The organism is Streptomyces sp. CA-111067, from assembly GCF_050956065.1.
Classification (GTDB): Bacteria; Actinomycetota; Actinomycetes; order Streptomycetales; family Streptomycetaceae; genus Actinacidiphila.
On record NZ_CP192103.1, the window covers coordinates 4,998,889 to 5,023,709 of the forward strand.

The following is a 24,821-nucleotide window of genomic DNA, read 5'->3' on the forward strand; positions in this document are numbered from 1 at the left end:
TGCATCTCATTCAGGCCGTTCGGGAACTTTCATGCCGTCCTGGATCTCACGGCATTAACCGTCCGTATGCGGGTGAGATCAGGAGTTGCTATAGCGGAGGCGAGTCGCCGCCTCCTGGAGGACATCCTTCTTCTTGCAGAACGCGAAGCGGGCCTGGGTTCGGCCGGCGTCGGGGTTGTCGTAGAAGACCGAGTTGGGGACCGCGACCACGCCGCAGCGTTCGGGGAGGGTGCGGCAGAAGGTGAGGGCGTCCTTCTCGCCGAGGGCTGCGAGGTCTGTCGTGATGAAGTACGTGCCCTGGGGGCGGTAGACCTCGAACCCGGCCGCGGTGAGGCCGTCGGCCAGGAGGTCGCGCTTCGTCTGGAGGTCGTCGCGGAAGGCGGTGAAGTAGTCGTCCGGGAGGCGGAGGGCCTCGGCGATGGCGTACTGGAACGGGCCCGAGGCGACGTAGGTGAGGAACTGCTTGGTGGTGCGGACGGCCGCGACGAGGGGAGCGGAGGCGGTAACCCAGCCAACCTTCCAACCCGTGAACGAGAAGGTTTTGCCCGCCGAGGAGATGGAGACCGTCCGGTCGCGCATGCCGGGCAGCGAGATCAGCGGGGTGTGGGCGCCGCCGTCGAAGACCAGGTGTTCGTAGACCTCGTCGGTGACGACCAGCAGGTCGCGCTCGACGGCCAGTTTGGCGATTGCCGTCAGTTCGTCTCGCGTGAGGACCATGCCGGTCGGGTTGTGCGGGCTGTTCAGGAGGAGAAGGCGGGTGCGTGGTGTGACGGCCGCCCGTAGCGCGTCGAGGTCCGGGCGGAAGTCGGGGGCGCGCAGGGTTAGCGGGACTCGTACCCCGCCGGCCATCGCGATGCTCGCCGCGTAGGAGTCGTAGAACGGCTCGAACGCGATGACCTCGTCACCCGGCTCCAGAAGCGCCAGCATCGCGGCCGCGATGGCCTCGGTCGCTCCCGCGGTGACCAGGACCTCGGTGTCGGGGTCGAAGCTCAGTCCGTAGAAGCGGCGCTGGTGGTCGACGATCGCCGTCCGCAGCTCAGGAACGCCCATCCCCGGCGGGTACTGATTCCCGCGCCCCTCCCGCAGCGCCCGCACGGCCGCTTCCCGGATCGCCTCCGGGCCATCCGTGTCCGGGAAGCCCTGGCCCAGGTTGATCGCCCCGGTGGCCAGTGCCAGCGCGGACATCTCCGCGAAGATCGTCGTCCCGAGCCCGTCCAGCCTGCGGTTCAGCAGCGGCCTGCCGCTCATCTCTCCACCGTCCTCAACCCGACACCACGCGTCCGTTGACCATCCTGGCCGATCATCGCCGGCACGCCTACGCAGCCAGCGTCCAATAGGTAGGTGAAAACGGCTTGACGCAGCCGACCTTCCAGCCCGTGAAGGAGAAGGTCTTGCCGGCTGAGGAGATGGAGAGGGTGCGGGTGCGCATGCCGGGGAGGGAGATCAGCGGGATGTGTTCGCCGCCGTCGAAGACCAGGTGTTCGTAGACCTCGTCGGTCACCACGATGAGGTCGCGGTCCACAGCCAGTTCGGCGATCGCGGTCAGCTCATCTCGGGTGAGGACCATGCCGGTCGGGTTGTGCGGACTGTTCAGCAGGAGCAGGCGGGTGCGCGGGGTCACGGCCGCACGCAGCGCGTCCAGGTCGGGGCGGAAGTCGGGGGCGTGGAGCGTCAGCGGGACACGGACGCCGCCGGCCATCGCGATGCTCGCCGCGTAGGAGTCGTAGAAGGGCTCGAAGGCGATCACCTCGTCGCCCGGTTCGAGCAGGGCGAGCATCGCCGCCGCGATGGCCTCGGTGGCGCCCGCGGTGACCAGTACCTCGGTGTCGGGGTCGAACTCCAGGCCGTAGAAGCGCTGTTGGTGCGCGGCGATCGCCGTGCGCAGCTCGGGGACGCCGAGGCCCGGCGGGTACTGGTTGCCGCGGCCGTCGCGCAGCGCGCGGACAGCGGCCTCCCGCACGGACTCGGGTCCGTCCGTGTCGGGGAAGCCCTGCCCGAGGTTGATGGCGCCGGTCGCCACCGCCAGCGCGGACATCTCCGCGAAGATCGTCGTGCCGAGCCCGTCAAGGGCCCGGTTCAGCAGCGGCCTGCCGTCCATCTCTCCACCGTCCTCAATCCCCGGAACGACACCGGATCACGTCGTACGGGGACCATCCTGGCCGAGAGACGGCCGTACGCCTAAGGTCAGCCGGTTTCGCCGCCCGTGGCGATCCGGCCCGCGTAGCGCTGCGTCCAGGCCGGGTCGGTGCCGGCGGTGACGATCACGTCGTAGTAGCCGTCCTGGGTGGGCCACGTGACGGTCTTCGTCCGGCCGCGCTCCACCGTGACGCTCTGGGTGCGGCCGAGGTAGTCCTGGGCGGTGAGGGTGTAACGCACCGGGTCGTGGCCGTCGTTGTGCAGGGCGAACCTCAACCGCGCCTCGGGCCGGGGGCCTTCGCCCGTCAGCAGGTCCACCGCCACGCGGGGGAGGCCCGCGCGTGAGGAGCCGGCGGGCGGGGTGATCCGGCCGGCGAAGGAGCGGACGAAGCCGTCGTTGGAGTAGATCGAGAACGCGTACTTGCCGCCGGTGCCCGCGGTGTCCCAGGTGTACTCGCGCGGCCGGCGCGCGGAGACGGTGAACGGGGTCGCGGAGAAGGGGAGATGGCCGTCGGGGAAGACCTGGAAGCTCATCGCCTTGTCCCACGGGCCGCCGGCCAGGGTCATCCTGGCCGTGACCGTGCCGGCGGCGCGGTCCTCGGAGATCGTCGCGTGCGGGTGGAAGTCCAGCGGGCGCGGCTTCATGTGGCCGGCCGCGACCACCACCGGCTGCTCGGCGAGCGGGTCGGGGAAGGCGGCGGGCCCCGGCTGCGGGTGGGCGAAGTCGAGCGCGCTGGTCAGGTCGCCGGCGATCGAGCGCCGCCAGTCGCTGATGTTGGGGCAGCGGAACGGCCTGCCGAGGTGCGCCGCCCACGTCTCGAGGAACCTGATCGTCGAGGTGTGGTCGAAGACCTCCGTGGCGACGTGGCCGCCGCGGGTCCACGGCGAGACCAGCAGCATCGGCACCCGCGGGCCGAAGCCGAGCGGGTAGTCGCCGGCGTACTCGCGCGCGGTGCCCGGCTCCGGCCACGGCGCCAGGACGTGGTCGAACTTCCCGTCGTTCTCGTCGTAGTTGAGGATGAACAGGGTGTGGTTCCAGATGTCGGGGTTGCTCTGCAGGGCGTCGAGCACCTTTTTGACGTAGCGCTCGCCGTGCTGGGTGTCCGCGCTCGGGTGCTCGGACCAGCCGTACGGCGCCACCAGCCAGGAGACCGCGGGCAGCGGGTGCTCGGCGCCCGGCTGGCAGGCGTCGTGGAAGTCCTTCAGCACGGCGTCGAGGTTGCCGTCGGAGTCGTCGTTCGGTGCCGTCATCCCGGAGTAGTACGTGGCGTTGCCGCGCCAGATCAGCCCGGTGCCGGGCCGCAGCTTCGGGTCGTCGGCGCTCAGGCCCTCCGGGTCGAACCCCTTGAAGTACTTCAGCTCGTTGTCGCCGTAGTCGCCGACCCACGAACTGACGTAGCCCTGCCGCCCGTTGCCGCTGTTGTCGGAGTAGAGCCGCCAGCCGATGCCGGCCTGCTGCAACTGCTCGGCCACCGTGATCCACGGGCGCGAGTAGTTGGACTCGTCGGTGTTGCCCGTCTCGCTGTTGGCGGTGCCGCTCCACAGGTACTTGCGGTTGGGGTCGGTCGGCCCGAACTCGGAGCAGAAGTTCTGGTCGGCGACGGTGTATTGGGCCGCGACCGAGTGGTAGAAGCCCATGTAGCCGTCGCTGTGGTAGTTCATGCAGCTGGCGCCGTTGTGCCGCACCCACAGGTCCCACTTGCGGTGGTCGGCGTCGCCCCACGCCCCGTGGTCGTTGCCCCAGGCGCCGTCGTCCACCTGCGGGGTGACGACGGCGCCGGCGGCGTCCTTCTGCTGGAAGACGGTGCTGCCGTCCTGGAACCGCAGCGCCTGCTTGTCGGCGAAGCCGCGTACGCCGGGGAACGTACCGAAGTAGTGGTCGGTCGACCGGTTCTCCTGCATCAGGATGACGACGTGCCGCAGGTCGGAGATGTCACCCCGGTAGCCGTGCGACAGCCCGCGGCGCGGCTGCGGGGCGGCGGCGTACGCGCTGCCGGCCGCGGCGGTCCCGCCGAGCGCGAGCGTCCCGGCGGCGACCCCCGTGCCCTGGAGGAACCGGCGGCGGGACGTGCCGGAGGAGGTGCCGGAGGACGTGTCCGCGTACGTGCCTGAGGCGTAGGCCGCCGTCCCGGCGCTGCCGCCTGGACGCTCGTGCTCGGGGGCCGGGCTCATCGGATCGGGGGCCATGGCGAAGCTCCTCACCTGCGCGCGAAGACGCGGTGGACGGTCGGGGGGACGCTCGTGGGACGGGCGCTGCTACCCGCTCATCGAACCGACCCGACACCAACTCCGTGTGAACGCCGGCGAAGCGCTGACCAGCGGGACGTCGACCGGCACCTCCGCCGGGATCTCCGCCCGGGCCTCACCCTGACCTCCACCGCGACGTCACCCGCGACCTCGCCCGGACGTATACGAAACCGTCTACCCGGCCTTCGCCCCCGCCGTCCCCGCGCCCCGGTCCCACCCCGCCGTCGTGGCGTCGAGCGCCGCCACCGCCCGCGCGATCCGCCGCGGGCTGTCCCGTACCGACCGGCTGAACTCGACGTGCAGGAACGGCACATGGGCCGCCGCGGCGATCGCGCTCTGCACGTTGGTGCGGCCTTCGAGCGTGCAGTCCCGCGTCCAGGCCCGGCAGACGTCGAGGCCGTGGTCGCCGAAGCCGCGGGCCAGCGCCACCGCGGCGGCATGCGCGTCCGACCCCTTGCCGGTGGACAGCAGGACGTCGTAGTGCGGCTCGGTGGCGTCGGCGAACCCGTGCACCTGGACCCCCGGCAGCCCGCGGTGCACGAGCTCGGTGCAGATCGCGTCGAAGACGGTGTCGGCCCGGTGCGCGACGTCGGCGGAGCCGTCCTCGCCGGCGTCGCGGTGGGCGCCGGCCAGCACCATCACCCCGCCGGGGGTACCGCGCAGCACGCCGACGCCGATCGTCTCGCTGTCCTGGTCGGCGACCGGGTGCGGGACCTGGACAGACCAGCGGACCGGGGCGCCGAGGTCGGCGTAGACCCGGCCCCAGCCGCGGTTGCCGGTGCCGCTCTCGCGGGCGTCGGCGATCTCGGCGAAGCTGCGCCCGGTGCCGGAGTCGGTGAGGGTGCGCAGGACGTAGTCGACCTCGGCCAGCCGGGCGACCGCGGCCGACCGCCTGCCGTCGAGCAGCAGGCCGACGCCGTCGGCGATGGTGGTCCGCTCCAGGAGGGACGGGGTCCGGTAGCCGCCGCGCGCCGCCTTACCCGCCCCACTGCCCCCGCCCGCGCCGAACCCCGCAGTGAAGTCCGTCACGCGGCGCTCCAGGTCGACCCCGCCCCGGGGCGCCGTCGAACCGCCGCCTCCGGGCGAACGCCCATTGTCGGAGCGGCCACCCGCCCCGGAACCGTCGATTCCGAATATCACGAAAAAAAGTCCCGCGGCCAGTACAACCATTGAGGTAATCCCAATTGTTATTCGCCGAGGGGAGTTTGCATCCACGAAACCAGCACAATACCCGAGTGATACGAAGTTCAAACCGGTCCCCGCAGGCGCTGAGCGCGCTGCTCCTGGCGCTCGCGCTCACCGCCCTCGCAGCGTGCAGCGGCGGCGGCGGTGGTTCGCACGGGTCCGGATCCGGCGGCCCGACCTTCACGGTGGCCGCCGCGGGTGACATCCTCATCCACCCGCAGCTGACCGCGCAGGCCCAGCTGGACGCCAAGCGCAGGCACGTACCCGGGCCCTACTTCGGCGACATCATGGCCGGGGTCAAGCCGGTGATCAGCAAGGCGGATCTGGCGATCTGCCACCTGGAGCCGGTGCTCGGCAAGCCCTCGGGGCCCTGGTCCTCGTACCCGAACTTCCTGGTGCCGCCGCAGATCGCCACCACGATCAAGGACATCGGCTACGACACCTGCTCGACCAACTCCAACCACTCGCTGGACGACGGCTACAGCGGCGTCAAGCGGACCCTCGACACCCTCGACAAGGTCGGCCTCAAGCACACCGGCTCGGCCAGGACGAAGGCCGAGCACGACACGCCGAACATCATCGACGTCAAGGGCGTGAAGGTCGCGCAGCTGTCGTTCGCGTTCGGCTACAACGCGCACGAGGTCCCCAAGGACAAGCCGTGGCTGGTCAACAAGACCAGCCTCAAGGCGATCAAGGCGGCCGAGAAGCGGGCCCGCGCCGCCGGCGCGGAAGTGGTCATCCTCAGCATCCACTGGGGCCGCGAGGACTGGCCCAACCCGAGCAAGTCGCAGCTCGAACTGGGCCGGCAGATCGCCCGCGAGACGACGATCAACCTGGTCATCGGGCACCACGCGCACGTCGTGCAGCCGATGGAGAAGGTGGACGGCACCTGGATCGCGTACGGCCTCGGCAACCAGGTGGCCCGGCACGACGTGCCGATCGGGCTCACCGAGGAGGGCGTGATCGGCTGGTTCACGTTCAGCAAGCGGGACGGCAAGTGGGACGTGCGGGCGCAGTACGTGCCCACGTTCGTCGATCTGCCGGCCGACCCGGACGAGACCGCGACCGGCCCCGACGGCGGCCAGGTCACGCCGGTCACGGACCACCGGCTGGTGGACGTCGCCCGCTCGCTGCGCGACGACCACACGCTGACCGACGAGCAGCGGGCCCGCTACCGGCTGGCGTTCGAACGCACCCGCGGCACGCTGCTCAACCGGGGCGCCGCGAAGGACGGCCTCACCCCGCTGCTCGACCTGCCGGCGGACTGAGCCGGGGGCCGCCGGACCGACCGGGGGGTCGTCCGACGGAGCACCGTCACGCATCACAAGCGCGCGCCGCACCACGCGCGCGAGCACGCACGACCACGCACGACCACGCCCGAGCACGCACGACCACGCACGAACCGGATCGCACGAGCCGCACGAACCGGACAAAACCACAGGGGAGGGACCTCCGTTGGCCGCCTGGCAGACCACACGGGGAACACAAGCATCACGGGGCGCACCCGCCGCACCCGGTCCGCGGGGCGGCCGCACCCGCCACCACAGGGCCCGGCGCCGCGCCGACATGTCGCTGCTCGGCGGCATCCGCCCGCCCATCGCCGCACTCGCCGCGGCGCTGCTCGCGCTGGCCGGCGTCACCGCGTTCACCATCGGCCAGGTGCACAGCGCCGGCCAGCCCCGCGCCGTCCTCACCTCGCAGCAGCACTTCGCCGAGGACGGCGCCATCGCGCTGCGCGCCTCGCTCGACGAGAGCGTCACCGACCTGACCAGGACCGCCGAGCTGTTCGACGCGGGGCAGCCGGTACCGGCCGACGCCGTCCTCGACAAGATCGGCAACGTCTACCAGAAGTGGCTCGGCACCGCCGTCATCGAGATCGGCTCCGGCAAGCTGCTGGCCGCCCGCGGCGAGAACGTGCCGCTCACCGCCGTCGACCGCGGCACGCTCGGCGACGAGGGCGGGCTCAGCCCGCGGATGGTCAAGCTCAGCAACGGCGAGACCCGGCTGCTGACGTTCGCCCTGCTGTCCTGGCCGGGCCGGCCGCAGGAGCTGCTGATCGCCTCCAGCGGGCTGAAGTTCCCCGGCATCAGCCTCGGCGACTTCCGGGCCATCGCCGTCCTGGACGCGCAGGGCGCGATCCTGTCGACCGACGGCATCCCCGCCCCCGAGCAGGTGCTCACCGCCGACGAGCGGGAGGGCGTGAAGCGGTCCAACGCGCAGCTGGCCGACTACGCCAGGACCGTCACGAAGAAGACCGCCCGGCAGCCGCTGACCACCAAGAACCCCGGTGAGGGCGGCTTCCTCGGGATCAGCGGCAGCCTGACCGGTGGGATGTTCCAGGGCGACCGCTCGGTGGCCGGCTACGCCACCCTCGCCGCGCCGCAACCGGGCGAGGGCACGGTGGCGACCGACCTCGGGTTGACCGTGCTCGCCATGGTCAGCGTCGCCGAGGACCCGACCAGGACCGACCATCCGCTGTTCGGCCTGCTGGCCGCGGGCGCGCTGCTGGTGCTCGGCGCGCTGGCGGTCGCGGTGCTGCTCGGCACCGTGCAGCGGCCGCTGCTGCGGCTGTTCCTGGAGAGCCGGCGGCTGCACCGCGGCGAGCTGACCCGACCGGTGACCGTGCCGGGGTTCGGCGAGACCGCCCGGATCGGCCGGGCCCTGGAACGGCTGCGCCGGCAGCTGAACGGCGAGGAGGCGGGCGGCGGCGCGGGGGCGGGCGGCGGCGCGGGCGCCGGCGGCGGCGAGGGGGTGGGCGCGGGTGCGCCGCGAGCCGGCCGGCTGCCGCGCTTCGGCTCCCGGATCGTCCTCGTCCTGTGCGGGATCCTGCTGGTGGCCTGGTCCGCGCCGCTGATGCTGCTGCTCAACCGGGCCGACACGACGGTGATCGTGCCGCAGCAGGTGGTCAACGACCAGCGGGAGCGCACCGACACCCTGACCGACCGGGTGCGCCGCGCGCTCAACGAGGGGCAGGCCGACCTGGCCTCCGTGGCCTCGCTGATCGGCAACAAGACGCCGACCGACCAGATGGCCAAGGTGCTCGACCGCACCATGGGCGACCACCTGCGCTACCGCTCGCTCTACGTGCTGGACGGCGACGACGTGCTGGCCAGGGCCGGCGAGAAGCCGCGCGAGCTGGAGCAGCAGCGGCCCAAGGACCTCCAGGTGACGGTGGTCAACTCCTCCGGCCGCGAGCCGGTGATCGCCGGCTACGCCGAGATACCCGGCAGGGCCGGCGCCATGCTGGTCGGCGAGTTCCGGATCGACTTCCTCAACTCGCTGCTCAAGCGGCCCGGCCTCGGCACGGTCCGGGTGGTGGACGCCAAGCGGCGGGTGATCGCCGGCAACACCGGCTACATCGCGTTCCGGCCGCTGCCGACGGAGGACCTGGACGAGCTGGCCGAGGCGTCCGCCATGAAGGTCGGCGCCGGCGCGCACCCCGGCAGCGTCGTCTACCGGCACCACGGCAAGGCGCAGATCGCGGCCTCGGCGCCGTTCGCCGGCGGCGGTCCGGCGAAGGCGCTCAGCTGGTCGGTGGTCAGCTGGCAGCCGGTGGCGGGCCTGGACATCCCGGAGAACCGGCTCCAGCACCGCACCACGCTGGCCGGGCTGCTCGGACTGGCCGCGGCCGTCGCGTGCCTCGGCTGGCTCCACATCGTGGTGGTCCGCCCGCTGCGGGAGCTCGCGGCGCAGGCCGAGGCGCTGGCGGACGGCGACCGGCGGACCGTGCTCTTCCCACGGCACCACGACGAGGTGGGCGCGGTGACCCGCAGCCTGGAGCTGATCCGCCAGGAGTTGCAGCAGGCGAAGCCGCGCCGGCCCGACCCGTCCCGCCGGCCCGACCCGTCCCGCCGGCCCGAGCAGCACCGACACCCGGACGAGCCCCATTGGTACGCCCCGCCGGACCCTCGTACCGACGGACGCGACCCCGGCGATTCCCCGCAGACGGCCGGAAGGATCTGACCCGCCGTGCTCTTCCTCTTCTCCGTCCTCGTGGTGAGCTGCGCGGTGCTGCTGGTCGCGGGCATCGTCGAACAGCGGCGGCACTTCACCAACCTGACCCAGATACCGGTACGGGTGCTGGTCAACGGCATCCGCGGCAAGTCCTCGATCACCCGGCTGTGCGCGGGTGCGCTGCGCGGCGGCGGGCTGCTGACGGTCGCCAAGACCACCGGCACCGCGGCCCGCTTCATCCACCCCGACGCCACCGAGGAGCCGGTCTACCGCAAGTTCGGCATCGCCAACATCGTCGAGCAGATCGGCATCGTCAGGCGGGCCGCCGCCTACCGGCCCGACGCGCTGGTCATCGAGTGCATGGCGGTGATGCCGCCGCTCCAGGAGATCAACCAGACCAAGCTGATCCAGTCCACCATCGGCGTGCTCTGCAACGTCCGCGAGGACCACCTCGCCGAGATGGGCCCGACGCTGGACGACGTGGCGCGCTCGCTGTCCCGGTCGATGCCGGTCGGCGGGGTGTGCGTGACGGCCGAACGGGACCGGTTCGACATCCTCAAGGAGGAGGCCGACGCCCGGGACTGCGAGCTGGTCTACGCCGACCCGGACACCGTCACCGACGAGGAGCTGCGCGGATTCAGCTGGTTCACGTTCAAGGAGAACGTGGCCATCGCGCTGAAGGTCGCCGAACTCCTCGGCGTGGAGCGGCAGACGGCGCTGCGCGGGATGTACGAGGCCCCGCCGGATCCAGGTGTGCTGTCCGTGCAGCGCTACCGGATCCCGGACGAGCAGAGCTCGTTCATCCCTGACGAGCAGACCTCGTACGACCCGTCAGCGGCCGGCGGGTTCCCGGCCGGCGGCAAGCGGCTCCGGTTCGCGAACGTCTTCGCCGCCAACGACCCCGAGTCCACGCTGATGAACGTCAACCAGCTGCTCGACCTCGGGGCGATCAGCCGCCCGTTGAACGTCCTCATCAACTGCCGTCCCGACCGGGTGGAGCGCAACGGCCAGATGGGCGAGATCGTCCCGCAACTCGCCCCCGACCAGGTGTTCGTGATCGGCCACCCGGCCAAGAGCGCGATCGACGCGATCCCGGGGGAGTGGCGGTCGCGGGCCGTCGACCTCGGCGGCGACCGGCGCGACCCCGACGGCCTGCTGGCCGAGATCCTGCGGCGGCTCGGCCCCGACTCCTCGCTGGTCGCCGTCGGCAACATCCACGGCCAGGGCGAGCTGCTGCTCGAACGGCTCGCGGAGCTGCCGGCCGACGACGAGCAGGGGGACCTGGCGGCGGACACCTTCTCCGATGTCTACGCCGACCCGTACGGCAGCCCGTACGGCGACGCGTCCTACCCCGAGCTGTACGCGGACCCGAACTACTACCCCGAACCGGGCTCGTACCAGCGGGCCGCCCCCAGCTGGGCGCAGCCCGCCCCGACGGACCCGCCGGCACCGTATCCGGCCCAGCCCACGTCATGGCAGAACCCAGGAGAGCACCGATGATCCCCGACGCCCTCACTCCCGAGATCGCCGCCATCGGCATCGCCCTCGGCCTGCTCGCCTCGCTGGTCTGCTACCTGACCACCAACCTGTCGCCGGGCGGCATGATCACGCCCGGCTGGCTCGCGCTGACCCTGGTGGAGGACCTGCAGCGGGCCTCGATGGTGGTCGGCGTCACCGTGCTGACGTATCTGCTGACCGTGCTGACCCAGCGGTACGTGATCCTCTACGGCAAGCGGCTGTTCGCGGCCGTGGTGCTGATCGGCGTGGTGCTCCAGGGGACGCTGATCATCGGGCTCCAGCACGAGTACCCGCTGATGTACACCAACGAGACGCTGGGCTTCGTCGTCCCCGGGCTGATCGCGTACCAGCTGGTCAGGCAGCCCAAGGGGCCGACGCTGCTGGCCACCAGCGGCGCCACGCTCACCACGTACGTCGTGCTCACCGCCGGAATCCTGCTCGGCGTCATGCCGTCCGCCTGAAGCCGAAGTCACCGAAGTCACCGAAGTCACCGAAGAGCCGAAGTCACCGAAGAACGGAGCTGTTCGCATGCCCGCCACCAGGACGGCCGGCCAGAGCCGGACCCGCAAGGCCGTCAACGTCGCCGCGATCACCGCGCTGCTCGCCGCCAGCGGCTACTTCACCGTCGCGCTGCGCAAGGACGAGCAGGCCAAGGCGCCCGCCGTGCAGGCCGTCACCGACAAGCCGGCGCTCAGCTCGTCCAACGCCGGCACCCAGGTCAAGGCGCAGACCTGGGAGCGGCTGACCGGCCCGGCGCGTTCGGTGCTGCGCGGCTCGAACGGCGCGGTGCTCGCCACCTTCACCGACGGCGCCCGCACCGCCACCCTCACCGGCCCGAGCCGCACCTTCGCCGAGCCGGCCAACACCAAGTCCCGGGTGGTGACCGAGAACTGGGTGCGGCTGCTGCCGCAGAAGTGGTCGGCGGGCGCACAACAGGCCCAGTGGTTCAAGGACTGGTACAAGAAGTACGCGGGCAGCGAGGAGGACGACCTGTTCGCGTACGCCTTCCAGTACGTCCAGGGCGCACCGGTGAAGAAGGACGCGCAGGGCATCCCCTACGCGGGTGACGCCAACTTCGGCCCGATCAACCCCAACGGCAGCGAGGGCAACGACCTGCGGGACGAGCAGTCCGACTTCTACGACTACCTCGGCATCCCGTACACCTTCAGGGACGGCAGCACGATGAAGCCGCAGAGCGGCCGCTACCGGGACATCGACTGCTCCGGCTTCGTCCGAACGGTGTTCGGCTTCCGCGGCCGCTACCCGCTGGCGCCCACCGACGACCAGGGCGACGGGCTGCCGCGCACCGCCAACGGCATCGCGCGCTCGCACGAGGGCATCACCGTCATCCCGCTGGCCGGCAACGGCCCCTGGTACACCCGGCCGACGTCGATCGACCTGCTGCAACCCGGGGACCTGGTGATCTTCAAGCTGGACGGGCGGACCAAGAACCGGCTCGACCACATCGGGATCTACCTCGGCAACGACACCGACGGGCACAAGATCTTCATCTCCAGCCGGGAGGAGGTCAACGGCCCGACCATCGGCGACAAGGGCGGCACCTCGCGGCTCGACGGCAACGGCTACTACGCGACGTACTTCCGCACGGCGCGGCGGCTCTGAGAGCGGGCCGCCGCGGCTCTGCGGGCGGCCCGCCGCAACCGGACAACAACTGAACATCTGAACTCGTAAGCGCTCCAAGGGATGGAAAGTCCGCACAGATGGGTAAAAAGGCTGAGGGCGGCATGAGTTTCATGATTCCGTAGCTGTCGGATCCACTCGATCCACGGACCCCACGCCCACGTGGGCACGAGCCGTCGCGCCTGGCTGCCGCTGGCCGTCAGCGCGGATCGGCCCCACACCCCGACTGCGTGTCTGATCCACTGCGTGCTTGCGGAGCCGACCCATGCTCACCACCCTTCAGACCTCGTATACCGACACCCGCGCGGGAGACCTCGCCTGGTGCCTCGGCAAAGACCCGCTGCCCGCGCTCGCCGAGCTCGGCGTCGAGGTCGGTGAGGCGCCCGGGCTGCGGGCCAAGGTGGAATTACGCCTGCTCGGCGCCTCCCACCAGGTGCTCGTCGACGCCGGCAACGGCGGCTGCTCGGAGACCGTCGCCTGCATGCCCGGCAGCCAGGCGCCGCTGCCGTTCGGCGTCGCCCGCCGGGTCGGCAGCTGGGACTACGAGTTCGCGGCCCGGATCGAGACGCTGTCACAGGGCTCGTTCGCCGGCCGCGCACAGGAGTTGCTCGCGCTGGTGGCCGACCACCCGCACGGCCTGGCCGGCACCTTCCCCGGCGACCCGCACGCCTTCACCGCGATGCTCGTGCAGTGCACCGAGGGCAGCGTGCGCTGGCGCACCTGGCACGCGTACCCGCAGGAGGGGCGGCTGGTGACGACCAGAACGCGGGTGAGCGTGGCGGCGGCGTGAGGGCCGGCGGGAGGGAACGCGCCCCCGGGGCGGGTGCGCCGCCGCGTTCCCGAAGGCGCCCTCAACTGCCGTTGATTACACCCCTGTGGGTGACTTGTGGCGACGCGGCACTGACATAGCGTGCACTCATGATCGACCAGCGCGGCCGCCAGGCACCCCGACTCGCAGCCTTAACGCTCCCCGTGCCCGCGGGCGCGGCTCGCGCGCTGGTCCTCGCCGCCGTGTTCGTCTGCGCCGCCTGCGGCCTGGTCTACGAACTCGAACTCGTCGCCCTGGCCTCCTACCTGGTCGGCGACTCGGTCACCCAGGCGTCGGTGATCCTGTCCGTGATGGTCTTCGCGATGGGCTGCGGCTCGCTGCTCGCCAAGCGGCTGCGCTGCATGGCCGCCGCCGGCTTCGCCGCCGTCGAGACGGCGCTCGCCCTGGTCGGCGGCCTGTCGGTGATGGCGCTCTACGCCTGCTTCGCGTGGTTCGGGCAGGCCGAACCCGCCATGGTGGGCTGCGCGTTCGCCATCGGGGTGCTGATCGGCGCGGAGGTGCCGCTGCTGATGACGCTCGTGCAGCGGATCAGGCGGCAGGACGCGGGCGGCGCCGTCGCCGACCTGTTCGCCGCCGACTACGTGGGCGCGCTGGTCGGCGGGCTCGCCTTCCCGTTCCTGCTGCTGCCGAGGTTCGGCCAGCTCACCGGGGCGCTCGCCACCGGCGTGGTCAACGCGCTGGCCGGCGGGGCCACCGTGCTGTGGCTGTTCCGCGGCGACCTCAGCGGGCGCACCCGGCGGTGGCTGCTGATCGCGAACGTCACCGTGCTCGCCGTGCTCGGCGCCGCCGCCGCGGCGGCGGGACCGTTCGAGCGGGCGGCGCGCAACGCCGTCTACGGCGGGCAGGTGCGGGTCGCGGAGCACACCGCCGTGCAGGAGATCGTGGTGACCGGCGGCGGCCGGACGCACGCCCCCGTCGAACTCTTCCTCGACGGCCGGCTGCGGGTCTGCGGCCCCGGCTCGGCCGGATACGCCCAGGCGCTCGTGCGCCCCGCGCTGATGGGTCCGCACGACCGGGTGCTTATCCTCGGCGGCGGCGACGGACTCGCGCTGCACCAGGTGCTCCTCGACTCCGGCGTGCGGTCGGCGACCGTCGTCGAGGACGACGGCGAGCTGCTGCGGCTGGCCCGCACCGACCCCGGCCTCGCCGCGCTCAACGGCCACGCCTACGACGACCCCCGGGTGCGGACGGTCACCGACGACCCGTTCGACTGGCTGCGGGGTTCCGCGGCGCGGGACGGGCCGCCGTACGACGTGATCGTCGCGGATCTGCCCGACCCGGGGATCTCGCGCAGCACGAAGCTCTACTCGGAGGAGTTCTACGGGTTGGCGTCGCGGGTGCTCGCGCCGGACGGCCGGCTGGCCGTGCACGCGGGAACGCCCGACGGCTCGGCCCACCCGTTCTGGACGATCGACGCGACCCTCCAGGCCGTGGGCCTCCAGACCACCCCGTACTGGACCCCGGGCCGGGGGTGCGACGCCCCTGGCGGGGGGCCGTCCCGAGAAACCCCAAACGCAGCGTTCCTGCTTGCAGCACGCCAGCCCCCTCTCCCGCCCGCGCCGCCCCTCCGGCTGCTGCCGAGACCGCTGCACGCGCTGCCGCCTTCGACGCTGCTGCATCCGCGGGTGGCGATGTGAGGGGCGGTTCGTCGGCTGCGGCGCCGTCGTGGCTGGTCGCGCCCACGCGACGGCAGCCGCAGATCAGATACAGCCCCGCGCCCCTTCTTGGGTTGCGGTCCGGTTTTCGTCTGCGGCGCCGTCGTGGCTGGTCGCGCCCACGCGGCGGCAGCCGCAGATCAGATACAGCCCCGCGCCCCTGTCGGGGCGCGTCCCCCCAGCCCGTCCGGCGATTGAGGACGGCCCCGGTGCACCCGTTCAGCCTGTCCGGCGATTGAGGACTGGCGGGCGGGTGGGTGGGCGAAAAGGGGCATCGTGGGTAGGCTCCGCCGCATGGAGCACGACTCATTCGTCCCGGCCACCAGCCCCGCCCACCTCAGCCGCGCCCTCGCGCACCCCGCCGTGGTCGCGGCGAGCCTCCCGGGCTGGCAGCCCGACGCCCCGGACGCTCCGGACACCCCTGCCCCGGAGGGGCGCCTGCGGCTGCGGATCGGCGGATCCACCATCACCTACCGGGGCTCCTACCGCGTCAGCGACAAAAGCGGGGACGCCGGCCGCTTCACCGTCGAGGCCACCGGCACGGAGGTCCGCGGCACGGGCAAGGTGACCGCCACCCTGGAGATCACCCTCGCCGAGGCCACCCACCCGGAACCGGGCACCCTGCTGACGTTCCGCGGCACCGCCCAGGCCGACGGCCGGCTGGCCGGCTACGACGCCGCCGTCGTGGAGTCCGCCGTCCACCGCCTGCTGGACCGTTTCGCCGCCGAGCTGGCCGCGAACGCCGGGGACGTCCCGGCCGCGGAGACCGCGCGGGAACCGGAGCCCGAGAACGACGTCGTGGACGACCTGGGCGAGCCCGCCCCGCCCGCCGACCTGGACGACTTCGAGCTCGTCGAGGTCGAGGTGGAGGTCCCGGAGAGCGCCGCCGCCCTGGACGACCTCGTCCCGGCCGCCGAAGCCGCGCACGCCCGCCGCACGATGATCGGCCGCAGCGCGGAGGAGGTCGACCACGCCCCGCCGCGTGGCCGGTACGCCCCCGTCCCCGCCCCGGAGAGCGGCTCCGCCGCCGCCACCCTGCGCTGGGCGGCCCCCGCGGCCGCCGCCCTGGTCGCGTCCGCCGTGGTCGTCGGACGCGTGCTGCGCCGCCGCCGGTAGAGCCGTTCCCACCTGCCCGGCACCGTCCCGCTAGGCTCACGCCGTGGAGACTGAGAAGACCGAGAAGAAGCTGACGGCGGGCGACGCCGAACTGACGCTGCGCCCCGACCAGGGCTGCCGGATCGCCTCACTGAAGATCGGCGGGACCGAGCTCCTGCGCCAGGGGGACCACTTCGGCGCCTTCGTGATGGTGCCGTGGTGCGGCCGTACGGAGAACGCCACCTTCCGCAACGGACCCGTCACCCACCACCTCCCGGTGGACGACCCGCCGCACGCCATCCACGGCACCGGCCGGCACACCGCCTGGCACGAGGCGGCGCCCGGCACCGACACCACGGCCGCGTACTACTTCGACCTCGCCGACCCCTGGCCGTACCCGGGCCGGGTCACCCACACGGTGGAGCTGTCCCCGCACTCGGTGAAGCTGACGCTGAGCGTGGAGGCGGCCGGCGACTCGTTCCCCGCGCAGGCCGGCTGGCACCCGTGGTGGCTGCGCAACCTCGGCCAGGGCGGCCAGGACGTCGAGCTGGCCTTCACCGCGGCCTGGCAGGAGGAGCGCGGCGACAACCACCTGCCCAACGGCAACCGCATCGACCCCAAGCCGGGGCCGTGGGACGACTGCTTCGGCATGCCCGACGGCGTCGACGTCTCGCTGACCTGGCCGACCGAGCTGCGGGTCCGGGTGGAGAGCCCGGAGCAGTGGGCCGTGATCTACGACGAGCAGCCGGAGGCCGTCTGCGTGGAGCCGCAGTCCGGGCCGCCCAACGGCCTGAACACGCTGCCGCGCCTCGTCACGATGATCGACCCGCTGGAGGTCAGCACGACCTGGTCCTGGCACCGCTTCGGCTGAGCCGCTGAGCGGCGGCCGCTGAGCCGCACCGGGGCCGTCACCTGGCCCGCCGCCGTCCCGGAGATACTGGTCGCATGAGTGACCAGACACGTGACGCCCTGCTGCGGCAGATCAAGGACAAGGCCGTAGTGCACGGCAAGGTGACCCTCTCCTCGGGTCTCGAGGCCGACTTCTACGTCGACCTGCGCCGGATCACCCTGGACGGCGAGGCCGCCCCGCTGGCCGGACAGGTGATGCTCGACCTCACCGCCGACCTCGACTTCGACGCGGTCGGCGGCCTCACCCTGGGCGCCGACCCGGTGGCCGGCTCGATGCTGCACGCCGCCGCGGCCCGCGGGCAGCGGCTCGACGCCTTCGTCGTCCGCAAGGCCAACAAGGCGCACGGCCTGCAGCGCCGGATCGAGGGCACCGAGGTCAAGGGCCGCCGGGTGCTGGTCGTGGAGGACACCTCGACCACCGGCGGCTCGCCGCTGACCGCCGTGGAGGCCGTCCGGGAGGCGGGCGGCGAGGTGGTCGCCGTCGCGGTGATCGTCGACCGCGGGGCGGCGGCCAGGATCGCGGAGGCCGGGCTGCCGTATCTCGCCGCGTACTCGCTGGCCGATCTCGGCCTCGACGCGTAGCCCGCCTACACCACCTCCACGCGGAGGTGGTGTATCGGCGCGCGTCTGGGAAGATGAGGGCGACGAAAACGACAACGACGTCGCTCAGCAGCAGGACCACCCGCAGATCATGAGGAGCGGACACGATGCCCATCGCAACCCCCGAGGTCTACAGCGACATGCTCGACCGGGCGAAGGCAGGCAAGTTCGCCTACCCGGCCATCAATGTCACCTCGTCGCAGACGCTGCACGCCGCGCTGCGCGGCCTCGCCGAGGCGGAGAGCGACGGGATCATCCAGATCTCCACGGGCGGCGCGGAGTTCCTGGGCGGCCAGTACAGCAAGGACATGGTCACCGGCGCGGTCGCGCTGGCCGAGTTCGCGCACATCGTCGCCGAGAAGTACCCGGTGACGGTCGCGCTGCACACCGACCACTGCGCCAAGGACAAGCTGGACGCGTACGTGCGCCCGCTGCTCAAGATCTCGCAGGAGCGGGTCAGCGCCGGCCGCGACCCGCTGTTCCAGTCGCACATGTGGGACGGCTCCGCGGAGAACCTGGACGACAACCTCGCCATCGCCAAGGAGCTGCTGGCCGAGGCCGCGAAGGCCAGGATCATCCTGGAGATGGAGATCACCCCGACCGGTGGTGAGGAGGACGGCGTCTCGCACGAGATCAACGACAACCTCTACACCACGGTGGACGACGCCTTCCGCACGGTCGAGGCGGTCGGCCTCGGCGAGCACGGCCGCTACCTGCTGGCCGCCTCGTTCGGCAACGTGCACGGCGTCTACAAGCCGGGCAACGTCGTGCTGCGGCCGGGCATCCTCAAGGAGCTCCAGGAAGCGGTCGCGCAGAAGTACGGCAAGGCCAACCCGTTCGACTTCGTCTTCCACGGCGGCTCCGGCTCGACGGTCGAGGAGATCGACGAGGCGCTGGAGAACGGCGTGGTCAAGATGAACATCGACACCGACCTCCAGTACGCGTTCACCCGGCCGGTGGCCGGCCACATGTTCAGCAACTACGACGGTGTGCTGAAGGTCGACGGCGAGGTCGGCAACAAGAAGGCGTACGACCCCCGTGTGTGGGGCAAGGCCGCGGAGGCGGGCATGGCGGCGCGCGTCGTCGTCGCGACGCAGAACCTCCGCTCGGCGGGCAACCGCCGCAAGTAGCGCTCGCCTCAGGTTTCGCACCACGGCGCGGCGCCGTCTGCCCCTTGCAGGGGGGCGGGGCGGCTGCCGCGCCGTGGCCTTGTGGGGCGCGAGCCCCAAGGGGCGCGGGGAACTGCGCGCTCAGCCCCCACCGGGCCGCGGACGGGGTCCGGCCGTGCGGCCCCGGCTCATCCCGGCTTTTCCGCCGCTGCGCAACAGATGCGGGCCCGCGCCCCTCCGGGGCGCGTTTTCGTGGGGGCTCGCGGGGCCCGCGGCCATCGCTCTCGGGCAGACTGGGGGCATGGCCAATCACGAGAATCTGCTCGGGGGTCCTGCCCCGACCCATCTGCCCGACGACCCGGAGCCGCGCGAGCTGCTCGCCTCCGGGGCGGCGCCCGCCGAGGTCGCTGCCAAGTACCCGGCGTCCTCGCTGGTCTGGGCGCGGCTGTCCGACGACGCGTTCGAGGACGGGCGGGTCGTGGAGTCCTACGCCTACGCCCGTACCGGCTACCACCGCGGCCTGGACGCGCTGCGCAGGGCCGGCTGGAAGGGGCACGGGCCGGTGCCGTTCGAGCACGAGCCCAACCGCGGCTTCCTGCGCGCCCTGCACGGCCTCGCCCGCGCCGCGCAGGCGATCGGCGAGAACGAGGAGTACGAGCGCTGCACCACGTTTCTGCGGGACAGCTCGCCGACCGCCGCGGACACGCTGAGCTGACCTCCGGCGGGGGACACGCTGAGCTGACCTCCGGCGGGCCCGGCCCCGTGCCGCCCGCGACCTGGCCCGATGTCGCAGTCCTGGCACAGTCGTGGCACAGGCGGCAGGCGCCTTCGTTCTCGTGTGCGGGCTCATGCGATCGTTGTCACTCCGACGTCCGCACCCGCGGCGGGGAGCGCCACCAGGGGCCGGGCACCAGCGGCCGGGCCCGGCTCCCGCCGTGCCAGCACTGGGGGAGTTTTGGCCGCACCGCGCCGCCGCAGTCCGCTTCATCACCGCACGGACGGGGGGCGGATCGCGATCGGGCCGCTGCTGATCGCCGTCGTGCTGCTGCTCGTCGTCGGGGCCGGTTACGGCGCCTGGCATCGTTCCGGGCACGGTGGCGACGCGTCGGCGGCGATCTCCGGGGGGTCGGACGACTCCAAGGGCGGTTCGCCGGCGGACGGTTCCTCGTCCGGCTCCTCCTCCGGCGGCTCGTCCGCCGACGGCGCGCGGACGGACGGCGTCCCGAAGTCGGGCACCAGCAAGTTCGCCACCGCGCACGCCTCGGGCCGCGCCTCCGGGCACGGCACGGTCCGCCGCTACAAGGTCCAGGTCGAGGGCGGGATCAGCCTGTCGCCCAGTGCGGCGGCGCACGAGATCGAGGCGATCCTCGCCAACCCGCGCGGCTGGACCGCCGACGGCCACGACGCCTTCCAGCTGGTCTCCTCCGGCCACTCCGACTTCGTGGTCAAGATCGCGACCCCGGACACGGTGGACGACATCTGCGGCGCGGCGGGCCTGGACACCGGCGGCGAGGTCAACTGCGACGTCGGCTCCACCGTCGTGGTCAACCTCAAGCGCTGGATGCTGGGCTCGCCCGAGTTCAACGGCCCGATCTCGGAGTACCGGGCGCTGATCATCAACCACGAGGTCGGCCACCGCATCGGCCACGGCCACGAGGGCTGCCCCGGTCCCGGCAAGCCGGCGCCGGTGATGATGCAGCAGATCAAGGGCCTGGACGGCTGCAAGGCCAACGAGTGGCCGTACGACGCCCAGGGCCACTACCTCAGCGGCCCGCCCGCCCAGTAGCCCCGCCCCTCACCGCGGGGGCCGTCGGCCGCTCCGGCCTTGCCGGATCGGTCCGCACCACAGATGATCTCGGCGTAGCCCAGCGATCCTGGGAACGTATCCGGAGGTATCCCATGTCCGAGCAACCGACCGACGAGGCGGCGACCCCGAATCTCTCGTTCGAGGGCGCGACCCCCTACGAGGACTACGTCCAGGCGTCCGTCCTCACCCACTTGCAGCACCCGCTGTCCGACGAGCCCGGCGAGATGGCGTTCCTGGTCACCACCCAGGTCATGGAGCTGTGGTTCACCCTGCTGGTCCACGAGTGGACCACCGCCGCCTCGGCGCTGCGCCGGGACGACCTGCCGACGGCGATGACCGCGCTGCGCCGCAGCCTGCCGACGCTGGAGTCGCTGAACGCCTCCTGGAAGCCGATCGCGCACCTCACCCCCGCCCAGTTCAACGCGTACCGGTCCGCCCTCGGCGACGGCTCCGGCTTCCAGTCGGCGATGTATCGCCGGCTGGAGTTCCTGCTCGGCGACAAGTCCGCCTCCATGCTCGTACCGCACCGCGGCACGCCCGCCGCGCACGCCGAGCTGGAGAAGGCGCTCACCGAGCCGAGCCTGTACGACGAGGTGCTGCGGCTGCTCAAGCGGCGCGGCTACGCGGTGCCGGCCGCCGTCATCGACCGCGACCCGGCGCTGCGGCACGATCCCGACCCGGAGGTCGAGGCCGTCTGGCAGGCCGTCTACGCCGACGACGACCAGGACTCCGAGCTCATCCGGCTCGGCGAGGCGCTGACCGACGTCGCCGAACTCGTCTGGCGCTGGCGCAACGACCACCTGGTGGCGACCCGGCGCGCGATGGGCGCGAAGGCGGGCACCGGCGGCTCCGCGGGGGTGGCCTGGCTGGAGAAGCGCGCGGCCAAGAACGTCTTCCCCGAGCTGTGGACGGCCCGCAGCCATGTCTGAGCCGCACGGCCGCCCGGCCGGCCTCTCTCCCTACGACGGGCTCGTCGCGCGCGCCTCCGCGCTCGACACCGGCGACCCGCTGGCCCCGCTCCGGGACCGCTTCATGCTCGACCCCGCCGGTCCGGCCGTCCCGGCCGGCCCCGCCGATCCCGCACAAGACGGCAACGGCACGGTCTATCTCGACGGCAACTCGCTCGGCGCCCTGAGCACCGGCGTGCTGCCCCGGCTGACCGACGTGGTGAACCGGGAGTGGGGCGAGCTGCGGATCCGCTCCTGGGAGGAGAGCGGCTGGTGGACCGCCCCCGAGCGGATCGGCGACCGGATCGCGCCACTGGTGGGCGCGGCTCCGGGACAGCTGGTGGTCGGCGACTCCACCAGCGTGAACGTCTTCAAGGCGTTGGTCGCCGCCGTGCGGATGGCGCCGGCTGAGCGCACCGAGATCCTGGTGGACGCCGACACCTTCCCCACCGACGGCTACATCGCCGCCTCCGCGGCCCGGCTGACCGGGCACACCCTGCGGCCGGTGCCGGCCGCCGGGATCGCCGCCGCGGCCGGCCCGCAGACCGCCGCCGCCCTGGTCAACCACGTGGACTACCGCACCGGCCGGCTGCACGACCTGGCCGCCGTGACCGCCGCCCTGCACGCGGCCGGCGCGCTCGCCGTCTGGGACCTGTGCCACAGCGCGGGCGCGCTGCCGGTCGCACTGGACGCGGCCGGGGCGGACCTCGCGGTGGGCTGTACGTACAAGTACCTCAACGGCGGCCCGGGCGCCCCCGCGTACCTCTACGTCAGGCGCGACCTCCAGCCGCGCTTCGACTCGCCGCTGCCCGGCTGGAACTCGCACGCCGACCCGTTCGGCATGGCCGGCGACTTCCAGCCCGCGCAGGGCGCGCCGCGCGGCCGGGTCGGCACCCCGGAGATCCTGTCCCTGCTCGCCCTGGACGCCGCTCTCGACGTCTGGGACGGGGTGGACCTGGCCGAAGTGCGGGCCAAGAGCCTCGCGCTGACCGACTTCTTCCTGGAGTGTGTGGCCGCGCTCGTGCCGGCCGGCCGGGTGGCCTCCGTGACCCCGCAGGCGCACGCCGAGCGCGGCAGCCAGGTGTCGCTGCGCTGCGCGGACGCGGGCAAGGTGATGGGCGAGCTGACCGCGCGCGGTGTGGTGGGCGACTACCGCAGGCCCGACCTGCTGCGCTTCGGCTTCACCCCGCTCTACACCCGCTACGCCGACGCGCTGCGTGCCGCCCGCGTGCTGGCCGACGTCATCGAAGGGACCGCCTGAACGATGTCCGCCGCTGACCCCGCCACCTTCCCACCGGTGCCGCAGGCCGAGGCAGCCGAAGCCGCCGAGGCCGCCGAGGACGCGGCCGAGGAGTCCTCGGCCTTCGCGCACGCACCGGTGCCGCCGGACGCCACCGCGGCCTACGGCGACCACCCTGACCAGGTGGTGGACTTCTACCGCCCGCGCAGACCGGGGGCCGGCCCCGCGCCGCTGGTGGCCCTGCTGCACGGCGGCGCCTGGCGGGCAGCCCACGACCGGGCCCACCTCTCGCCGCTCGCGGCCCACCTGGCCGGCCACGGCTACGCGGTGGCCTCGATCGAGTACCGCCGCGGCGCCGCACCGGCCCGGCCGCGCCCGGCGGAGGACGGCCCGGCCCCCGTACCGGCCCCAGCACCGGCCGAACAGGCGCCCGACGGCCCCGAGCCGGCGCTGCCGCCCGCCGGCTGGTGGCCCGGCACCTTCCACGACGTGGCGGCCGTCGTGGACGCGCTGCCCGAGCTGGCCGTGGCCGCGCTCGGCGCCGCGGCCGTCGATCCGCGGCGGATCGTACTGAGCGGCCACAGCGCGGGCGGTCACCTCGCCCTGTGGGCAGCCGCCCGTAACGCGCTTCCTGCTGATTCCCCCTGGCACCGCCCCTCACCTCCCCCGTTGCGCGGTGTCGTGGCCCTCGCCCCGATCGCCGACTTCACCTCGGCGATCCGGCTGCGGGTCTGCTCCGACGCGGTGATCGGCCTGCTCGGCGGCCCCGACCACCTCACCGACCGACTTCCCCACGCCGACCCGGCCTCGCTGCTGCCTACCGGTATCGCCACAACCATCGTGCACGGCACCACTGACAATACGGTTCCGCCGCAGGTCAGCGCCGCTTTCGCGCGTGCCGCGGCAGCCGCGGGGGAGGAGATCGTCACCGCGTGGCTGCCCGCGACCGGCCACTTCCCGCTGATCGACCCGTCGAGCCCCGCCTGCGCCGCGGTGGCCGACGAGATCGCCCAGCTCGCCTGGTGAGGAGCGGGCCCAGCGGGTCCCGTCGCGCGAAGAGGCCCCCGCCCGGGAAGGGCGGGGGCCTCAGTGGTTGCTCAGTGTCCGGAAGTGGTCCGAAAAACGGGTCCGGTGACGGGTCAGCGCGACCGCTTGGCCAGCCGCTCCACGTCGAGCAGGATCACCGCACGGGCCTCCAGCCGCAGCCAGCCGCGGCCGGCGAAGTCGGCGAGCGCCTTGTTGACCGTCTCGCGGGACGCGCCGACCAGCTGGGCCAGCTCCTCCTGCGTGAGGTCGTGCACCACGTGGATGCCCTCCTCCGACTGGACGCCGAAGCGCCGGGAGAGGTCGAGCAGCGCCTTCGCGACCCGGCCGGGCACGTCGGAGAACACCAGGTCGGACATCACGTCGTTGGTCCTGCGCAGCCGGCGCGCGACGGCCCGCAGCAGCGCGGTGGAGACCTCGGGCCGTACGTTCAGCCACGGCTGGAGGTCGCCGTGGCCGAGCCCCAGCATCTTCAGTTCGGTCAGTGCGGTGGCCGTCGCCGTCCGCGGGCCGGGGTCGAAGAGCGACAGCTCACCGATCAGCTCGCCGGGGCCGACCACGGCCAGCATGTTCTCCCGGCCGTCCGGTGAGGTGCGGTGCAGCTTCACCTTGCCCTCGGTGACGACATACAGCCGGTCACCGGGGTCGCCCTCGTGGAACAGCGAGTCGCCACGCGCGAGCGTGACCTCGGTCATGGAGGCGCGCAGTTCAGCGGCCTGCTCGTCGTCGAGCGCCGCGAAAAGCGGGGCACGGCGCAGAACGTCGTCCACGAGCTCTCTCCTTGCTGACATCGCCGGGTCATCCCCATGATGCATGCCATCTCAAACAGTGCGATCAATCACAAGGATGTCTTATGTCTGGCCGCAGTCGTGCTCCGGGGGTCCGATTGGGGGTCCGATCTTCGT

General features: G+C 72.5%; 20 protein-coding genes and 1 pseudogene. 16 read left to right on the forward strand and 5 right to left on the reverse strand.

What is annotated here, in order from left to right; all coding sequences use genetic code 11:
- Nucleotides 1–78: 78 nt before the first annotated feature.
- The 4 genes and pseudogenes from ACQPW6_RS21880 to ACQPW6_RS21895 all read right to left on the reverse strand — a co-directional run bounded on the left by ACQPW6_RS21880 (nt 79) and on the right by ACQPW6_RS21895 (nt 5,412).
- Nucleotides 79–1,248 (reverse strand): pyridoxal phosphate-dependent aminotransferase, encoded by a 1,170-nt coding sequence (locus ACQPW6_RS21880; protein WP_433891365.1) that lies wholly within the window; start codon nt 1,246–1,248, stop codon nt 79–81.
- A 106-nt stretch (nt 1,249–1,354) separates the two neighbouring features.
- Nucleotides 1,355–2,098: pseudogene (locus ACQPW6_RS21885) on the reverse strand (aminotransferase class I/II-fold pyridoxal phosphate-dependent enzyme); the annotation flags it as partial.
- Between the two features lie 86 nt (nt 2,099–2,184).
- Nucleotides 2,185–4,323 (reverse strand): alkaline phosphatase family protein, encoded by a 2,139-nt coding sequence (locus ACQPW6_RS21890; RefSeq protein ID WP_433891366.1) that lies wholly within the window; start codon nt 4,321–4,323, stop codon nt 2,185–2,187.
- A 234-nt stretch (nt 4,324–4,557) separates the two neighbouring features.
- Entirely contained in the window at nt 4,558–5,412 is an 855-nt protein-coding gene (locus ACQPW6_RS21895; protein ID WP_433891367.1) for a hypothetical protein, read from the reverse strand.
- 206 nt (nt 5,413–5,618) lie between these two features.
- Here ACQPW6_RS21895 and ACQPW6_RS21900 point away from each other — a divergent pair, with 206 nt between their 5' ends.
- The 16 genes from ACQPW6_RS21900 (at nt 5,619) to ACQPW6_RS21975 (ending at nt 23,898) form a co-directional block, all read left to right on the forward strand.
- A complete protein-coding gene (locus ACQPW6_RS21900; RefSeq protein ID WP_433891368.1) occupies nt 5,619–6,836 on the forward strand; it encodes a CapA family protein in 1,218 nt (405 codons plus the stop codon).
- Nucleotides 6,837–7,134: 298 nt separating this feature from the next.
- Nucleotides 7,135–9,531 carry a HAMP domain-containing protein gene (locus tag ACQPW6_RS21905; protein WP_433891369.1) on the forward strand — a complete coding sequence of 799 codons (2,397 nt, stop codon included), beginning with the start codon at nt 7,135–7,137 and terminating at the stop codon, nt 9,529–9,531.
- Between the two features lie 6 nt (nt 9,532–9,537).
- Nucleotides 9,538–11,022, forward strand: coding sequence for a poly-gamma-glutamate synthase PgsB (pgsB, locus tag ACQPW6_RS21910; protein ID WP_433891370.1), 1,485 nt, complete (start codon nt 9,538–9,540; stop codon nt 11,020–11,022).
- A complete protein-coding gene (locus ACQPW6_RS21915; protein ID WP_433891371.1) occupies nt 11,019–11,501 on the forward strand; it encodes a poly-gamma-glutamate biosynthesis protein PgsC/CapC in 483 nt (160 codons plus the stop codon). Before pgsB ends, ACQPW6_RS21915 begins: the two co-directional genes overlap by 4 nt.
- Nucleotides 11,502–11,568: 67 nt before the next feature.
- Nucleotides 11,569–12,663, forward strand: a complete 1,095-nt coding sequence (locus ACQPW6_RS21920) for a C40 family peptidase (RefSeq protein WP_433891372.1) — start codon at nt 11,569–11,571, stop codon at nt 12,661–12,663.
- Nucleotides 12,664–12,946: 283 nt separating this feature from the next.
- Complete coding sequence (locus ACQPW6_RS21925; RefSeq protein ID WP_433891373.1) at nt 12,947–13,471, forward strand: DUF2617 family protein; 525 nt, start codon at nt 12,947–12,949, stop codon at nt 13,469–13,471.
- A 128-nt stretch (nt 13,472–13,599) separates the two neighbouring features.
- Entirely contained in the window at nt 13,600–15,147 is a 1,548-nt protein-coding gene (locus ACQPW6_RS21930) for a polyamine aminopropyltransferase (protein WP_433891374.1), read from the forward strand.
- A 312-nt stretch (nt 15,148–15,459) separates the two neighbouring features.
- The gene (locus ACQPW6_RS21935; RefSeq protein WP_433891375.1) at nt 15,460–16,281 is read left to right on the forward strand and encodes a carbon monoxide dehydrogenase subunit G; all 822 of its coding nucleotides are present in this window, start codon (nt 15,460–15,462) and stop codon (nt 16,279–16,281) included.
- A gap of 43 nt (nt 16,282–16,324) precedes the next feature.
- Nucleotides 16,325–17,131, forward strand: a complete 807-nt coding sequence (locus ACQPW6_RS21940; protein ID WP_433891376.1) for an aldose 1-epimerase — start codon at nt 16,325–16,327, stop codon at nt 17,129–17,131.
- A 74-nt stretch (nt 17,132–17,205) separates the two neighbouring features.
- The gene (gene pyrE, locus ACQPW6_RS21945) at nt 17,206–17,751 is read left to right on the forward strand and encodes an orotate phosphoribosyltransferase (protein ID WP_433891377.1); all 546 of its coding nucleotides are present in this window, start codon (nt 17,206–17,208) and stop codon (nt 17,749–17,751) included.
- A gap of 125 nt (nt 17,752–17,876) precedes the next feature.
- Nucleotides 17,877–18,899 (forward strand): class II fructose-bisphosphate aldolase, encoded by a 1,023-nt coding sequence (gene fbaA / locus ACQPW6_RS21950; protein ID WP_433891378.1) that lies wholly within the window; start codon nt 17,877–17,879, stop codon nt 18,897–18,899.
- 280 nt (nt 18,900–19,179) lie between these two features.
- On the forward strand, nt 19,180–19,593 hold the full coding sequence (locus ACQPW6_RS21955; protein ID WP_433891379.1) for a DUF3151 domain-containing protein: 414 nt from the start codon (nt 19,180–19,182) through the stop codon (nt 19,591–19,593).
- A gap of 240 nt (nt 19,594–19,833) precedes the next feature.
- Complete coding sequence (locus ACQPW6_RS21960) at nt 19,834–20,664, forward strand: DUF3152 domain-containing protein (protein WP_433891380.1); 831 nt, start codon at nt 19,834–19,836, stop codon at nt 20,662–20,664.
- A 113-nt stretch (nt 20,665–20,777) separates the two neighbouring features.
- Entirely contained in the window at nt 20,778–21,614 is an 837-nt protein-coding gene (locus ACQPW6_RS21965; protein WP_433891381.1) for a tryptophan 2,3-dioxygenase family protein, read from the forward strand.
- A complete protein-coding gene (kynU, locus tag ACQPW6_RS21970; RefSeq protein WP_433891382.1) occupies nt 21,607–22,893 on the forward strand; it encodes a kynureninase in 1,287 nt (428 codons plus the stop codon). The genes ACQPW6_RS21965 and kynU overlap by 8 nt, the downstream gene beginning before the upstream one ends.
- A gap of 3 nt (nt 22,894–22,896) precedes the next feature.
- Complete coding sequence (locus ACQPW6_RS21975) at nt 22,897–23,898, forward strand: alpha/beta hydrolase (protein ID WP_433891383.1); 1,002 nt, start codon at nt 22,897–22,899, stop codon at nt 23,896–23,898.
- Nucleotides 23,899–24,011: 113 nt separating this feature from the next.
- On the opposite strand, the gene ACQPW6_RS21980 is transcribed toward ACQPW6_RS21975, so the two are convergent.
- Complete coding sequence (locus ACQPW6_RS21980) at nt 24,012–24,686, reverse strand: Crp/Fnr family transcriptional regulator (RefSeq protein WP_433891384.1); 675 nt, start codon at nt 24,684–24,686, stop codon at nt 24,012–24,014.
- Nucleotides 24,687–24,821 lie beyond the last annotated feature (135 nt).

Coding starts and splice junctions, on each gene's coding strand:
- ACQPW6_RS21880 (WP_433891365.1), bottom strand. CDS start 1,248: ATGAGCGGCAGGCCGCTGCTGAACCGCAGGCTGGACGGGCTCGGGACG.
- ACQPW6_RS21890 (WP_433891366.1), bottom strand. CDS start 4,323: ATGGCCCCCGATCCGATGAGCCCGGCCCCCGAGCACGAGCGTCCAGGC.
- ACQPW6_RS21905 (WP_433891369.1), top strand. CDS start 7,135: ATGTCGCTGCTCGGCGGCATCCGCCCGCCCATCGCCGCACTCGCCGCG.
- ACQPW6_RS21915 (WP_433891371.1), top strand. CDS start 11,019: ATGATCCCCGACGCCCTCACTCCCGAGATCGCCGCCATCGGCATCGCC.
- ACQPW6_RS21920 (WP_433891372.1), top strand. CDS start 11,569: ATGCCCGCCACCAGGACGGCCGGCCAGAGCCGGACCCGCAAGGCCGTC.
- ACQPW6_RS21925 (WP_433891373.1), top strand. CDS start 12,947: ATGCTCACCACCCTTCAGACCTCGTATACCGACACCCGCGCGGGAGAC.
- ACQPW6_RS21930 (WP_433891374.1), top strand. CDS start 13,600: ATGATCGACCAGCGCGGCCGCCAGGCACCCCGACTCGCAGCCTTAACG.
- ACQPW6_RS21935 (WP_433891375.1), top strand. CDS start 15,460: ATGGAGCACGACTCATTCGTCCCGGCCACCAGCCCCGCCCACCTCAGC.
- pyrE (WP_433891377.1), top strand. CDS start 17,206: ATGAGTGACCAGACACGTGACGCCCTGCTGCGGCAGATCAAGGACAAG.
- fbaA (WP_433891378.1), top strand. CDS start 17,877: ATGCCCATCGCAACCCCCGAGGTCTACAGCGACATGCTCGACCGGGCG.
- ACQPW6_RS21955 (WP_433891379.1), top strand. CDS start 19,180: ATGGCCAATCACGAGAATCTGCTCGGGGGTCCTGCCCCGACCCATCTG.
- ACQPW6_RS21965 (WP_433891381.1), top strand. CDS start 20,778: ATGTCCGAGCAACCGACCGACGAGGCGGCGACCCCGAATCTCTCGTTC.
- kynU (WP_433891382.1), top strand. CDS start 21,607: ATGTCTGAGCCGCACGGCCGCCCGGCCGGCCTCTCTCCCTACGACGGG.
- ACQPW6_RS21975 (WP_433891383.1), top strand. CDS start 22,897: ATGTCCGCCGCTGACCCCGCCACCTTCCCACCGGTGCCGCAGGCCGAG.